Source organism: Ensifer sp. SSB1, assembly GCF_016652895.1.
In the GTDB taxonomy this organism is placed as follows: domain Bacteria; phylum Pseudomonadota; class Alphaproteobacteria; order Rhizobiales; family Rhizobiaceae; genus Ensifer.
This window is the reverse complement of record NZ_JAEPRP010000004.1, coordinates 80038-93937: the sequence shown is the minus strand read 5'-3', so window position 1 is coordinate 93937 and position 13900 is coordinate 80038. Positions and strand designations below refer to the sequence as shown.

15 protein-coding genes are annotated in these 13900 nt (G+C 62.7%); 7 read left to right on the top strand and 8 right to left on the bottom strand.

Going from position 1 to position 13900, the window contains the following annotated elements; translation table 11 throughout:
• Window positions 1–1970, bottom strand: a 1970-nt coding sequence (locus I8N66_RS01855; protein ID WP_291149012.1) for an Ig domain-containing protein, incomplete at its 3' end; no start/stop codon positions are given.
• Between the two features lie 239 nt (window positions 1971–2209).
• Between I8N66_RS01855 and I8N66_RS01850 the strand changes: the two genes are divergently transcribed.
• Genes I8N66_RS01850 through I8N66_RS01835 form a run of 4 tightly spaced genes read left to right on the top strand, consistent with a single transcriptional unit; the run spans window position 2210 to window position 4403 of the window.
• Window positions 2210–2737, top strand: coding sequence for a tail fiber protein (locus tag I8N66_RS01850; RefSeq protein WP_291149009.1), 528 nt, complete (start codon window positions 2210–2212; stop codon window positions 2735–2737).
• A gap of 22 nt (window positions 2738–2759) precedes the next feature.
• Window positions 2760–3290 carry a tail fiber protein gene (locus I8N66_RS01845; RefSeq protein ID WP_291149006.1) on the top strand — a complete coding sequence of 177 codons (531 nt, stop codon included), beginning with the start codon at window positions 2760–2762 and terminating at the stop codon, window positions 3288–3290.
• A gap of 28 nt (window positions 3291–3318) precedes the next feature.
• Window positions 3319–3855 carry a tail fiber protein gene (locus tag I8N66_RS01840; protein ID WP_291149004.1) on the top strand — a complete coding sequence of 179 codons (537 nt, stop codon included), beginning with the start codon at window positions 3319–3321 and terminating at the stop codon, window positions 3853–3855.
• Entirely contained in the window at window positions 3852–4403 is a 552-nt protein-coding gene (locus I8N66_RS01835; protein ID WP_291149001.1) for a GNAT family N-acetyltransferase, read from the top strand. The genes I8N66_RS01840 and I8N66_RS01835 overlap by 4 nt, the downstream gene beginning before the upstream one ends.
• A 14-nt stretch (window positions 4404–4417) precedes the next feature.
• Here I8N66_RS01835 and I8N66_RS01830 read toward each other — a convergent pair whose 3' ends face one another.
• From I8N66_RS01830 to I8N66_RS01810, 5 genes are all read right to left on the bottom strand, one after another.
• Window positions 4418–4711: a hypothetical protein gene (locus tag I8N66_RS01830; protein ID WP_113538505.1), complete on the bottom strand. Its 294-nt coding sequence runs from the start codon at window positions 4709–4711 to the stop codon at window positions 4418–4420.
• 205 nt (window positions 4712–4916) lie between these two features.
• Window positions 4917–7130, bottom strand: a complete 2214-nt coding sequence (locus I8N66_RS01825) for a TonB-dependent siderophore receptor (protein ID WP_291148993.1) — start codon at window positions 7128–7130, stop codon at window positions 4917–4919.
• Window positions 7131–7305: 175 nt separating this feature from the next.
• A complete protein-coding gene (locus tag I8N66_RS01820; RefSeq protein WP_291148990.1) occupies window positions 7306–8190 on the bottom strand; it encodes an AraC family transcriptional regulator in 885 nt (294 codons plus the stop codon).
• A 112-nt stretch (window positions 8191–8302) separates the two neighbouring features.
• The gene (locus I8N66_RS01815) at window positions 8303–8722 is read right to left on the bottom strand and encodes a GNAT family N-acetyltransferase (RefSeq protein ID WP_291148987.1); all 420 of its coding nucleotides are present in this window, start codon (window positions 8720–8722) and stop codon (window positions 8303–8305) included.
• The gene (locus I8N66_RS01810) at window positions 8706–9164 is read right to left on the bottom strand and encodes an Rrf2 family transcriptional regulator (protein WP_291148984.1); all 459 of its coding nucleotides are present in this window, start codon (window positions 9162–9164) and stop codon (window positions 8706–8708) included. Before I8N66_RS01810 ends, I8N66_RS01815 begins: the two co-directional genes overlap by 17 nt.
• Before the next feature lie 232 nt (window positions 9165–9396).
• Here I8N66_RS01810 and I8N66_RS01805 point away from each other — a divergent pair, with 232 nt between their 5' ends.
• Complete coding sequence (locus I8N66_RS01805) at window positions 9397–10332, top strand: alpha/beta hydrolase (protein WP_291148981.1); 936 nt, start codon at window positions 9397–9399, stop codon at window positions 10330–10332.
• Between the two features lie 50 nt (window positions 10333–10382).
• On the opposite strand, the gene I8N66_RS01800 is transcribed toward I8N66_RS01805, so the two are convergent.
• On the bottom strand, window positions 10383–11120 hold the full coding sequence (locus I8N66_RS01800; RefSeq protein ID WP_291148979.1) for a glutathione S-transferase family protein: 738 nt from the start codon (window positions 11118–11120) through the stop codon (window positions 10383–10385).
• Window positions 11121–11242: 122 nt separating this feature from the next.
• Complete coding sequence (locus I8N66_RS01795; RefSeq protein ID WP_291148977.1) at window positions 11243–12001, bottom strand: SDR family oxidoreductase; 759 nt, start codon at window positions 11999–12001, stop codon at window positions 11243–11245.
• Between the two features lie 262 nt (window positions 12002–12263).
• Here I8N66_RS01795 and I8N66_RS01790 point away from each other — a divergent pair, with 262 nt between their 5' ends.
• Both I8N66_RS01790 and yghU read left to right on the top strand, forming a co-directional pair.
• Window positions 12264–12737 carry a VOC family protein gene (locus I8N66_RS01790; protein WP_291148976.1) on the top strand — a complete coding sequence of 158 codons (474 nt, stop codon included), beginning with the start codon at window positions 12264–12266 and terminating at the stop codon, window positions 12735–12737.
• Window positions 12738–12980: 243 nt separating this feature from the next.
• On the top strand, window positions 12981–13895 hold the full coding sequence (yghU, locus tag I8N66_RS01785; protein WP_291148974.1) for a glutathione-dependent disulfide-bond oxidoreductase: 915 nt from the start codon (window positions 12981–12983) through the stop codon (window positions 13893–13895).
• Window positions 13896–13900 lie beyond the last annotated feature (5 nt).

The following is a 13900-nucleotide window of genomic DNA, read 5'->3' as shown; positions in this document are numbered from 1 at the left end:
GTGACTGTGAAATGCGATGTCCCCCAGCCCGAGGCGGCCGGAGTGCCGGTAATCGCACCGGTCGTCGAATCCATGGTGAGCCCGGCCGGCAGAGCGCCGGCCGTTACGGCATAGGTGATTGCCCCCGCCCCACCACTCGCCGAGATCGATGCGCCCGGATAGACGGTATCGACCATGCCATCCGGAAGCGCCGCGCCACTTGCCGGCGTCAGCACGAGAGGCGGCGCCGCGATCGCGATCGAATAGTTGGCTGACGTCGAACCCGCGGTGGCGGCTGTCGCCGTCACGGTGAAAGTCGCCGTTCCGAATGCGGCGTCCGTCGGCAAACCGGTGATTGCACCGGTCGACGTGTTGAGGCTGAGGCCCGCCGGCAGTGCGCCCGTCGTCACCGCGTAGGTGATGGCGCCCACCCCTCCGCTAGCCGATATCGAGGTATCAGAGTAGGCAATCCCCACCGTTCCCCCCAGGAGAGCGCCGCTCGCGGGTGTCAGCACCACTGGCGGAGCCGTGACCGTGATCGAATAGCTGCCCGAAGCCGAGCCCACGGTCGCAGCCGTCGCCGTCACCGTGAAGTGCGCGGTACCGATAGCCGCGGCTGTCGGCGTACCGGTGATTGCGCCCGTCGATCCCAGAGTGAGCCCAGCCGGCAGCGAGCCCGACGTGACCACGTAGGTGATCGCGCCCACGCCGCCGCTGGCCGAGATCGTTTGCGAATAGGCCGTGGCGACGGTGCCACCCGGCAAGACGCCGGCAGCGGGGCTCAGCGCCACTGGCGGCGCAGCCACCGCGATCGAATAGCTGGCCGAGGCCGAGCCCGCCGTCGCCGCCGTTGCCGTCACGGTGAAGCTCGCCGTGCCGATGGCCGCAACCGTCGGCGTGCCAGAGATCACGCCTGTCGTCGGACTGAGACTGAGCCCGTCGGGCAGCGAACCTGATGACACCGCATAGCTGATTGCTCCCGAACCGCCACTGGCCGAAATGGTTCGCGAATAGGCAGCACCAACGGTACCCGCCACCAGCGGGCCGCCCGCTGGATTGATCGTTACCGGGGGATAGGAATTGATGGTAACGGTCACGTTCTGCGTTATGAAATGAACCCCGCCTGTCGAGATCGTGGTGCTGTCCTGGACCTTCAGCCTGAATGTCGCGCTGCCCGCGACCGTCGGCGTACCGGACAGGAGCCCGCTCGTCGAAAGGGTCAGGCCAGCCGGCAAGGTGCCGGTATCGGGCGTAAACGTGTAGGGTGCCGTGCCGCCGGAGGCGGAAAACTGCAGACTGTAGGGAACATTCACCCCGCCATCTGGTGGATTGTCCGGTGTCGCATCGATCACCGGTGCAGCGATCGTGACGTTGTAGCCCTTGTCGACCACGATTGGCGTCGGCGCGGTCGAATCCGTCACACGCACGGTGAAATTGTACGGACCGGAGCCGGTCGGCGTTCCCGAAATCACACCCGTGGGTGAAAGCGCGAGGCCCGGCGGCAAGACACCGCTGGTGCGCGTATAGCTATAGGGCGCAACGCCCCCGGTCGTGCTCAGCGTCTGGCTGTAGGGGCTGCTGATCGCCGGCGTCGGCAAGCTTGCAGGCGTCACCGTCAACGGCGAGCTCGACGGTGCAATGGTCACAGTGAAGGTCACCGGGGTGGCGTCATCGTCCTTGACGATGAAGCTATCGGACGTCGCGCCGTCGCCGTTGTTCGTATAGACGAGCTGATTGAGGAGTGGGATGTTGAACGTCAGGCTTCCGTGGGAAGGCGACTGGACGGCCGGCTGAATGAAGCCCCAATCGGAACAGGTGATGGTGACACTGCCGCCGGACGGAACCGAAATGTTTTGCGAGGTGCCGCAGAGACCCGCCTGCGCCGAAGAGGCAGCGCCCAGCGTTGCCAGGCAGAGCAACACCAGGAAGCCCAAAAAGAGAGCCAGATGGCCACGCACCCGGCGCGCACGACCTAACGATTGCTGAAACATTGCCCCGCCCCTGTGCGCGCTGCGCGCCACATGGACCGAAGTCCATCGTCGCGATCAGTCCGTTCGCTGCCTCACCCACTGACTGACACGAAATTTTGAGTCACACAACCCAGGCTAGTGCGACCTATGCGAGAATTCGGGGTAGGAAGAACACGCAACCGCTCTTCCCAAAATGCTCGTTATGAGAGAAGGTGCCGCGCAGGGGCATATTCAGAGTCGTCAGATTATTGGGGGCAGCGATGACCGAAGTCTATCTCGGGCAGATCATGATGACCGGATTCGGCTTTGCGCCGAAGACCTTTGCGCTCTGCAACGGACAGTTGATGTCCATCAGCCAGAACCAGGCGTTGTTCTCCTTGCTGGGCACCTATTACGGCGGCAACGGTACGACCAACTTCTCCCTGCCGAACCTGCAGGGCCGCACTCCGATATCCTACGGCAATTCGGTGGACCAGAGATGGCAGCCCACCTGTGCGATGGCGGAAGTCGGCGGCGCTGAAGCCGTCACTTTGAATTCACAGCAGATTCCCGCCCATTTTCATCAGGGGAACGGCACGACGTCCAATGGCGACCAACGCGCCCCGACGGATGCGCTCTTCGGCAAGACGGCCCTGGCGATCTATGCGCAGACCGGCGGGCCGCAGGTACCCTTGTCGCCGCAGAGTGTGGCGCCCAATGCCGGCGGGCAGCCACACGACAACCTGCAGCCCTTCAACGCCATCAACTTCTGCATTGCGCTTTCGGGCGTATACCCGTCCCGCAGTTGAACCCAGCCACCGGAGGTCAAGGATGAGCACGCCCTATATCGGGGAAATACGGATGTTCGGTTTCCCCCGTGTGCCGACGGGATGGCAGGCCTGCGACGGTTCGCTGATTTCGATAGCCCAATACGAGGCACTCTACATGCTGATTGGCACCACCTATGGCGGTGATGGCCAGCAGACATTCCGTGTGCCCGACCTGCGCGGTCGCGTGCCAATGCACTGGGGCACCGGGCCAAGCCTGTCGCCACGTGTACTCGGACAGATTGGCGGCACCGAAAACGTGACGCTGACGAGTGCGCAGCTAGCGGCGCACAACCATACGATATTTGCGACGACCACGACGGCGGAGGCAACGTCGGTCGGGCCGACTGTCGAGTTCGGTGCGGTGGCGAGCGATACGTTCTATGCCACGGACGTGACCGGCCTCAGCGGGCGTACGACCTCGTCTGCCTCGACCGGCCCTTCAGGGGGCACTCAGCCTCATGACAACACGATGCCCACGCTCACGGTGCAATTCTGCATCGCGCTCGATGGCATCTTCCCGCAGCAAAGCTGATCCGGACCTTCACGATAAGGGGATAGAAATGACAGAGCCTTTCATTGGTGAAATCCAGCTTTTCGGCTTCAACTTCGCACCTTATGGCTGGGCGCTCTGCAACGGCACACTGCTTCCTATCCAGCAAAATACTCCCTTGTTCGCCCTGATTGGCAACTCCTATGGTGGCGACGGACGAAGCAATTTTCAGTTGCCCAATTTTGCCGGCCGCGCCGGTTGCAGTCAGGGCAGTGGTCCAGGCCTAACGCCCCACGCCATCGGGGAGGTCTTCGGGTCGGAGAGCGTCACACTGCTCTCCACCGAAATGCCCGCCCACACCCACGCGTTGACGATCTACAACCAGACTGACGTCTCGAAGAGGGTGAGCACGCCGTCTGCCGGGAACTCGCTGACCCTGCCGGCTCAAAATACGGTCATGGCGGCGGTCGCCGCAAAACCGGATGCCCAGTTTGCACCCAGCATGATCGGCCCCACAGGCGGGAACCAGCCGCATGAAAACCGCCAACCTTTCCTCGCCGTCAATTTCTGCATTGCCCTTCAAGGCGCGTTTCCGTCGTTCCCGTGATAGCGCACGACATTGCCGCGATCAGCTTTCCGACGCGGCTTGCGCCTGCTCGCCTGTCGGTCGCACATTTCGTGCTGCGTCATGCCACATCGGCGGACGTTCCGTTTCTGCTCGGTCTCTATCGCTTGTTTCGGGCAGACGAACTGGCAGCGATACCCTGGCCGGACGAGCAGAAGCATGCCTTTCTCGACCAGCAGTTCGCCTTCCAGCACCGCCACTACATGGCGACGTTTCCCGAAGCGGATTTTCTCGTCGTCGAGCTTGAAAGCAGGCCCGTCGGCCGCCTCTATCTGGATTTCACGCGAGACAACTGGCTCATCATCGATATCGGCCTGCTGCCGGAATGGCGCGGATGCGGCAGAGGAAGCGCCATCCTGTCGGCCATTCTCCGGCAGGCGAGCCAGTCGGGCGCCGTTTCGGTGACCCTGCATGTCGAACAGCACAATGTCCGCGCGCGAGCGCTCTACCAGCGTCTTGGATTTCGCGTAGAAGCCGATGGCGGATCACATATCCGGATGGGATGGCCTTGCGACGATGTCCGTTGCTGAAAGCTGAGGCTCCGTCAGTTGAAGATCGCCTGATAGACGATGCCCTGTTTGTCGCGGGCGACCGGCACGAGAAAGATCTCCAACGCGCCGAGCGACGCGTTGTTCAGCTTGTAGATCTGCTGCGGCAGCACCACTGCCGAACTGCTGCGGAACATGAGGGAGAAAGGCGCGCGGCGCATGCCGGGCAGTATCTGGGTCGCACCCGGCGTCGCCTCCGCCAGGGTCAACGGCATCGTGCTTTCGCCAAGAGAGAGATCGAACGCCTGGCCGACGCAACCCGCAAAATGTTGAAGCGTCAACAGCTCCATCCGCCATCCCCTCAGTGATTCCCGCTTAGGTCGATGGCGTCATTGCTACATCATTATGGTTGCGCGCAAAAGCGACAAAGGCGGGCCCCAAGGAGAGATCGACACCAACCAGCGCGTGTCGAACGCGGATCGGCGCGGACGTGGCATTCGGCCACGCCGATGCAGTGCGGGGGCCGGTTTGCTCCGGCCCCCGCATGGGTTCAGATTACCATGTCTTGCTGAGCTTGAGCGTGACGGTTCTTGCGTCGCCATAACCGCAGACGAGCACGCCGCTGCAACCGCTCACATACTTCTTGTCGAAAAGGTTGGTGACGTTCAGGGCAGCACCCCATCCCTCCTTCTCATAACGCAGCCCCGCATCGAAGACCGTTGCGGAGGGCACCTTCGCCGTGTTCTCCTTGTTCGCCCAACTCTCGCCGCGATAGCGAACACCGGCACCGAGGCTGACGCCCTCGAGCGCGCCCTGCTGCACGGTGTAGTCGATCCATAGCGAGGCCAGCGTGTCGGGGACGAGATAGGGCGACTTGCCGACCAGTGCCCGGTTCGCGTCCTCGGTCACCTCGATATCCATGAAGTCGAGGCCCGCGATCACCTTCCAGCTTTCGTTGAGATTGACCTTGCCCTCAAGCTCGATGCCGCGGGAGCGCACCTCGCCGGTCTGGGTGGATATGCTCGTCAGCGGGTCGGTCACGAGCGCGTTGCGTTTGGTCAGCTGGTAGATGGATGCCGTCAGCATGCCATCGAAGAAGGTCGGCTCGTACTTGACCCCGGCTTCGAACTGCTCGCCTTCCTCCGGCTTGGTGTTGCCGGTTGTTGTCACCGCCACGACCGGATTGAAGAAGGTGGCGACACTCACATAGGGGGTCAGGCCATTGTCGAATTCATAGGCAAGCCCGGCGCGGCCGCTGACGGCGCCTTCGCTGTAGCCGAAGCTCGAGTTTTGCGTCGGAGCCCAGAAGGTGGGGCCGTTGTCGGTCTTGGTGTCGACATAGTCGTAGCGGCCATTGAGCGTGACGAGCCAACCGTCGCCGAAGCGGATCTGGTCTTGAGCGTAGACGCCAAGCTGCTGCTGGGTGATCACCTGGTTGATATAGATGGCATTGGCCGGCTGCGGCGCGCCGTAGACGGGATCGGTGGCGCTGATCGGCGTTCCCGCCGAGGACGCCTGCACGTGGTCCAGGCGGAAGAGCTTGTAGTCGAGACCGACCAGCAGCGTGTGGCCGAGAGCGCCGGTTTCGAACGCGCCTTCGAGGCGATTGTCGACGCCGAATGTATCGACCTTGGAGGTCGCCTCGAAGCCGAGCCGATAGAGCAGATTGTCAGGTGTGGCAGGCGCCGGCGAAACCGGGAAAGGCAGGCTCGGATCGTAATAGCCGTAGGTATAGGGGCCGTTCTCGTGCTTGTAGAGATGGCCGTAGCGCAGGTTCTGGCTGAATTGCCAGCCGCTGTCGAATTCATGCTTGAACTCGTAGCCGAGCATCTGCTGCACATAGGTGCCGGTATCGATGGCTGGTTCGCCGAAGAAGGCCTTGCGATCGATCTTGCCGAACGGCGCATCGACGACGGTACCGACATAGGGCAGGAAGCCGCCACCGGTGTGGACCTGATCAAGACCCTGCAGCAGGCCGTACACCGTCAGGCTGGTCGCGTCGTCGGGTTGATAGGTGATCTGCGGCAGGATGAAACCGCGCAGGTCTTCCGAGTGGTCCGTGTAGTTGTTACCGCCGGAGACCTTGCCGGTGACGCGGTAGTTGATCGCATCGTCCAGCGGCCGGTTCACATCGATGCCGAGGAAGGCATTGCCGTTGTTGTTGATGCCGGTCTCGACATGGGTCGAGCTCTCCTCCGTCGGCCGCTTGCTGATGAGGCTGATGATGCCGCCGGGATTGGCGCCACCATAGAGCACCGAAGCCGGCCCTTTCAGCACCTCGACGCGCTCCAGCATGAAGGGATCGATCTGAAAGCCGCCGAAGCCGTAGGAGAACAGGTTGAGGCCGTCGAGGAAGACGCCGGTCTGCGTCGCATCGAAACCGCGGATATAGAACCAGTCGGTATCCGGATCGACGCCGAAGGGCTCGGCCATCACGCCAGGCGTATAGCGAAGCGCCTCGTCGACCTTGTTGACGACGCCGCGATCGTCAAGCTCGTCGCGGCCGATGACCGACACGGATTGGGGAATTTCGCTGATCGGGGTCGCCGATTTCGAACCGGTGGTCGTGGCCTTGGCGACGTAGCCTTCGACCGGGCCGGTCGCATCGTCCTTGGTCGTCCCGGCCTGCACCTCGATCATTTCCAGCCGGGTCGCCGGCGCATCCTGCGCCATCGCGGCGCCCGCCGCCAGAATTGCAATGCCGGCTACTCCTCCAGCCAGCCATTCGGCCAAACCCGCCGCCCTGCAACGTACCATCATCTCTTTCATCACCCCGAGCCGCCATCGCGCCAATCCCCCGGGCGATCTGCGGCGTTAAAAAGCAAACATCAGATAAGATGAGTGTTTATATCAACTATTATGCCGGCGCTTGGAGCGATCCGCGATAATTGAACGATCTTGGGCTATTCACAGCGAACATTCGCCCGCGCGTGAGACAATTTGCTCAGGCCAAGCGGCTCCGCCTCCACTGCGCCGGCGTGGTGCCGACGACCTTGCGGAAGACCCGCGTGAAATGCGCCTGGTCCGCGAACCCGGTTTCGACGGCCGTCGCCGTCAGCGACGCGCCATTCTTCAGCAGGAGTTGCTTGGCCCGTTCGATGCGCGCATTCGTCTGCCACTGATGCGGCGCCATTCCGGTCGAGGCCTTGAAGGCGTGGCTGAAATGCGATTGCGACAATCCCACAAGCGCCGCCAGTTCCTCGAGCCGAATGCTGCGGCCGAAGTTCTCCGCGATGTAGTCGGCCACGCGGCGCATTTGCCAGGCGGCAAGCGGGCTGCGCTTGCGCGGATCGGCACGGTTGAGCTTCATCAGGTCGATGAACAGCGCGACCGTCAGACCATCACCATAGAGATCATGCAACGGCTGCGGATTGAGGCACTCCGCAGCGATGAGCCGAGCGAGTTGCAGGAAACGCTCATCATGAAACATCAGCCGGGGCGCGTCGCAACGGCTGGCGTCGAGATCCTCCATCAGCCGTCGGCTGAGGACCTCGAGATTGAAGTGCAGATCGAGATGGCGGATGTATTGCACGTCGACGACATCGGCCCAGATCTCCATGCCCGCCGGGATGTAGGAAAGTCCCTGTTCGCGGTAGTTCTGCACCGTCCCAGGGCCGCCGGGCGAGAGCTTGACATTGCAGCGGCTGCCACCTTGCGCATCGAGCACGATGAACATGCGCGGATCGTCGGACACGTAGTGACCGCCGGCGCGCGCCTCGCACTCGACATCCCAGACGTCAGCTATGATCCCGTTCCATTCGCGACGGTGCAAACCGCCGAGGACCTTGAACCCGGAGATCCTGTTCTGCATCCGTGGCTGGAATGTCATCAATGGCCCAATGCTCGGGAAACCTGAGGCTGCGCCTCGATCTTTATTCCTTCATTCTTTACTCATCTTTAAAGCGCAGCGGAAGCCCCGATAGGGCACGCTTTGAACTCCGCTATCGCAAGCGGATCAGGCCGGCAACGGTGGGGACAAACTTGCAGGCTTCAAAATAGAAATCGCGAAGATGGGGCTCGAAGTCGACATGCAGCCATTCGCAGCCTGAATGCCTTGCGTTTGCCACCGCCTCTTCGACGAGCCGGCGCGCATAGCCCCTTCGCCGCCACGGCGCCGAAACCATGGTGTCGAGCAGAAAGGCGTGCACGCCACCGTCCCAGGCGACATTGACGAAGCCGGCAAGATTTTCCTGGAGACGCAGGCAAACCCAGCCGAGGCTGAAATTGCTCACCTGTTTCCGCCAATCGTCATCGAGTACGGCGTGTTCGAAGCACTCGGCGTGCAAGGCGTTCAGCTCGGCATTCGTGAAGTCGCCACGCCACAGGAAGCGCGGATCGTCAGCGCTATTTTCGGTCGTCATCTCTTCCATCCTGAGGCGGGTACCTGTCGGCCGACATGGCCTGCTCGGCGATGATCGATAGCCTGAGCTTTGCGAACTCGTCCAGCAATGCGCTCTCCGCCTTGTCGAAGGCTCGCACCAGGGCGGCATTTGCTGCCCGCTCCACCGGACAGGTGGGATGATCCTCCGAAACGCCTGCGGCCAGTACCTCGCCTTCATCCAGCGCCTTCTGGATATCGAGGACGGTGAGATCGTCGAGCGGCCGCAGCAGCACCCATCCGCCGCCTCGCCCACCCTCGGAGCCAACCACGCCCTTGCGCTTCAGGGCTGCCATCGTACGGCGCACGACCACCGGATTGGTGTTCAGCATCTTCGCAATGGTTTCCGAGGTCTCGCGCCCGCCCAGGAGCCCCATATGGATGAGGACATGGATCATCCGCGCCAGCCGGCTGTCTCGTTTCATATGCACCCCTATAGCGTAACTATTAATGTTACGCATACTTGACTTAGTCCTATTCTGTAACTTAGATGATTACGGAATCAAGGACCCAAGCATGAAAAGACGAACGGTGTTGGCCGCTCTGCTGGCGGCCGCATGGCCGGCCTATGCCGCGCCGGGTACCATTCGAGCCACGACATCAAGAGCGGAAGGACCGAATATGGCTGCTCGCACCATCGAAACGAGAACGATCCGGATGAATGTCGTCGACCGGGGAGAAGGGCCGCTCGTCCTTTTCTGCCACGGCTTTCCGGAAACCGCCCATGCGTGGCGCCACCAGATTGTGGCGCTCGCCAAGGCCGGATTTCGTGCGGTTGCGCCGGACATGCGTGGATATGGGCACACGGAATGTCCCTTGGCGATCGACGAATACACCCTGTTTCACATCGTCGGGGATATGGTCGCACTCCTGGATGCGCTCGGCGCGGAGACGGCCATCATCGTCGGCAACGACTGGGGTGCCTCGGTCGCGTGGCAGGCGGCACAGATGCGGCCGGACCGCTTCCGCGGCGTGGTCGCGATCAGCGTGCCGATGATGGCCTCGCCACCCGTACCGCCAACCCGCATCTTCCCGCAGACCGACGAGGCGCAGCTTTACACGCTTTACTTCCAGGAACCCGGCGTTGCCGAAGCGGAACTGGAGCGGAACATTCGACAGACGCTGCGCAAGATCCTGTTCGCGGCTTCGGGAGATGCCGGCCCCCGGCAAGCCGGGGACCAGACCCCAAATCCGTTCGGGATGGTCCCACGGCGGGACGGACTGCTCGCACGCCTCCCCGATCCGAAAGCGATGCCGGACTGGCTGACGGCTACCGATCTCGACGCCTATGCCGAGGCATTCGTCCGCTCCGGTTTTCGCGGCGGGCTCAATTACTACCGCAACCTCGATCGCAACTGGCAACTGCAAGCTTCGCTCGCCGGCATGACGGTCGATGTGCCGGCCCTGTTCATGGTCGGCGAAAGGGACACCGGGCTCAGCATCCCGGGGATGCGCGACATCATCGATGCTATGCCCCGTCTGGCGCCACAACTGATGGGCAAAGTCATCGTGCCCGGCAGCGGGCACTGGCTCCCACAGGAGCGTCCGGACGTTGTGAGCAATGCGATCATCGATTTCGCCCGGCGCATCTGACGGCGTGAAAGCTGCGCGCCGCACCCGTCGGCGCGCAGCTGTCCATCGGCTCAGTCCGCAAGTGCGCCCGCCAGACGCAGCACGTCCTGGAGCGGAATGAGACCTTTCATCGAACCGTTTCCGGCGGCAAGCTCACCGTCTTCGATCGCCAGCGCGTAGCGGAACGCGGGGTCGGCCTCGATGCGTTTGCGTAGCGCATGGACGCGCGGGTAGTTGCGCGCGTAGTCCTCGGGCGCGATCGCCTCGTGAAAGTCCACCCAGCGCGCGACGCCGACGAATACTGCATCGGCGAGCGTCGGGCGGTCGCCCAGCAGATAGTCTCCATCGCCCATCATCGCCTCAAGCTGGGCGTGGCGCTTGGCGACGAAATCGCGGCCGAAGACGCGCAGCGTCTTGCGGTAGTCCTCGGTCGCGTCTTCCGCTTCCAGCGCCACCCACAGGGGGAAGAAGGCTCCGGTGAAGCCGGTGTTGAGGAAGGCGATGAACTGGTGCATCCGGTCCGCCTCGTACGTGCCCGGCGCAAAGCTGATGCGGCGCTCATGGTCGCGTGCCTCGAGCCATTGGGCGATCGCCATCGTCTCGGTGATGACGCGCCCTTCGCCGGTCACGAGCACGGGCGTTTCCACCCGGCCATTCAGGCGCTCGTACGCGTCCGTGCGCATTTCCCCGAGCATGTCGACGCGGGTGAGACGGTAGGGCTGGCCGAGCCATTCGAAGGCGGTGACCAGACCTGCGGAACTGCCGAGCGGGAAACCCGCGGTGAAGATCGGTTCAGCGATTGCGTGCATTTCGGTTCTCCATGGTTGATGCCATGGATGTAGACGAATGGACGCTACCCCTGTAGACGGTCAGAATAGGACCTATCGTCTACAAATGTGGACGATAAGTCTGGACATTTGCGCGCTCGAGATCAGATCCTTCCGGAAGGATGGAGGCCACCTTCGTCGGCGTCGACCGTGATCGACAAGGTCACGTGACGGGGACGCGTCAGCGCAAACAGCACGGCGTCGCAGACGTCACGATTGGTCGCCGCCTCGCCCTTCTTTCGCGCGCCGGCTTCGTGCCACGCTTCCACCAGCGGCGAGATGTCATCGAGATAGGGCGGATGAACGACGATCGAGCGCACGGGCGTGCCTGCGAACTTCTGGCTGAGGCCGTCCGCCAGCGCGGCCTGTGCGCGCTTGGCGGCGTAAAACGGTACGGACACGGTCTGCAGCGGCGCATTCGGAAGACCGCTGATCGAACCGATGGTGACGATATCGGGCCGAGGCGATTGGTTGAGCAGCGGCAGCAGGCCCTGGGTCAACAGGAACGTTCCGGTGACCGCCGCATTGACGACGCCGAACACGTCGTCGGCCGAATGATCCGCCTCGCTATCCGCGAGCCACATCGCGCCGTTGTTGACGAGGATGTCGACACGGGCGTTTTCCGCCTTGATGCGCGTAACCGCTGCCGCCACGCTCTCCGCATCGGAAAGATCGAGTTCGACCGTTTGCACGCGCCTTCCGAGATTCTGGATGATCGCCCGCGCCACGTCTCCAAGCGCGTTCGCGCTGCGCCCGCAAAGCACGAGATCGCATCCTGCTTCAGCGAGCGTATAGGCCAATGCAGCGCCGAGGCCGCGGCCCGCTCCCGTCACCACGGCAAGGGTCCCATCCATCTGATTCATTTGCATTCCTTTGAAAGTATGCGTTGGCGACCTCGCGCCCTGCGAGCATCGAGCTGTTCATCTAGGGATTGCAACGCCGCTTTCCAAACGGATGGCCGCGCAATCGAACAGACGCGCACGAAAGCAAAGTCACGAGGTCGTCATCGTGCACGCGCGGCCAAGCGCGCTAGCACTTTCGGGCTGGAGAAAACCGGGCCGCTACCTATTTCGTAGGAGACCCCATGAAGAGGGCGGCAAGCCTTCAACGCGAAAGGAACACGTTATGGCAAAGAACACGATCTGCCTCTGGTACGACAAGGACGCCGAAGCCGCCGCGCGGTTCTACGCCGAGGTCTTTCCGGACAGCCGTCTGACTGCGGTGCACCAGGCACCCGGCGACTACCCGTCCGGCAAGGAGGGCGATGTGCTGACGGTCGAGTTCATCGTTGCCGGCGTCGCCTGTCTCGGGCTGAACGGCGGTCCGATGTTCAAGCACAACGAGGCCTTCTCGTTCCAGATCGCCACCGACGATCAGGAAGAGACCGACCGCTATTGGAACGCGATCGTCAACAATGGCGGCGAGGAGAGCGCCTGCGGCTGGTGCAAGGACAAGTGGGGGATCTCCTGGCAGATCACGCCTCGCGTCCTGACGGATGCAATGGCGGCTGGCGGCGGTGAGGCGAAGCGCGCCTTCGAGGCCATGATGACCATGCGGAAGATCGACGTGGCTGCGATCGAGGCGGCACGGCGCGGTTGACGCTTCTCCTCGACGGGCGATCGACCACCGCCTGTTCTGCGCCGGCCAAAAAGGCGGGTGCAAGGTGAAGGCGTTGCACTTCTCCTGGACTTGCTTGCTAGCGCGTGCGCAGGAAGCGAAACCGTTTTTCTGGAAGGCACCGAAAGGACGGTATAGAACAGCGCGAAGCAGCAGGCCGACACCCAATGTTTGTGGCGTCGCTTGCCCGTTGGACATGCCCTTTAGACGACAAGGATTGATTTCATGACCGAGAAGTCCCCCGCCGACAGTTTCCCCGCCGGCTATCAACCTCCGAAGGTCTGGAGCTGGGAAAAAGGCAATGGCGGCGCATTTGCCAGCATCAATCGCCCGATCTCCGGGCCGACCCACGACAAGGACCTGCCTGTTGGCAAGCACCCGCTGCAGCTTTATTCGCTGGCGACGCCGAATGGCGTGAAGGTCACGATCATGCTCGAAGAGCTTTTGGCCGCCGGCCATTCGGGCGCCGAGTACGATGCCTGGCCGATTCGTATCGGCGATGGCGACCAGTTCGGTTCCGGCTTCGTCGAGATCAACCCGAACTCGAAGATTCCGGCGCTGACGGACCATATGCCGAAGGGCGGCGGCGCGCCCGTCCGCGTCTTCGAGTCGGCCTCCATCCTCACCTATCTTGCTGAGAAATTCGGCGCCTTCCTACCGAGCGAGCTTCGCGCCCGCACCGAGACCTTGAACTGGCTGTTCTGGCAGATGGGCTCTGCGCCGTTCCTCGGCGGCGGTTTCGGCCATTTCTACGCCTATGCGCCGATGCACATCAAATACGCCATCGACCGCTACGCCATGGAAGTGAAGCGCCAACTCGACGTTCTCGACCGTCATCTTGCCGACCACCGGTTCCTGGCCGGCTCCGAATACACCATCGCCGACATGGCCACCTGGCCCTGGTACGGCAACCTGGCACTTGGCCAGGTCTATGGCGACGCCGGCACCTTCCTCGAGGTCCAGAGCTATGAGCACGTCCAGCGCTGGACGGCCGAAATTGCCGCACGCCCGGCGGTCAAGCGCGGTCGCATGGTCAACCGTCTGAGCGGCGATCCCTCGGAGCAACTGCACGAACGCCACGACGCCTCCGACTTCGAGACGAAGACGCAGGACAAGATCGCTCAGGCCGAGACGGCCTAAGGAGG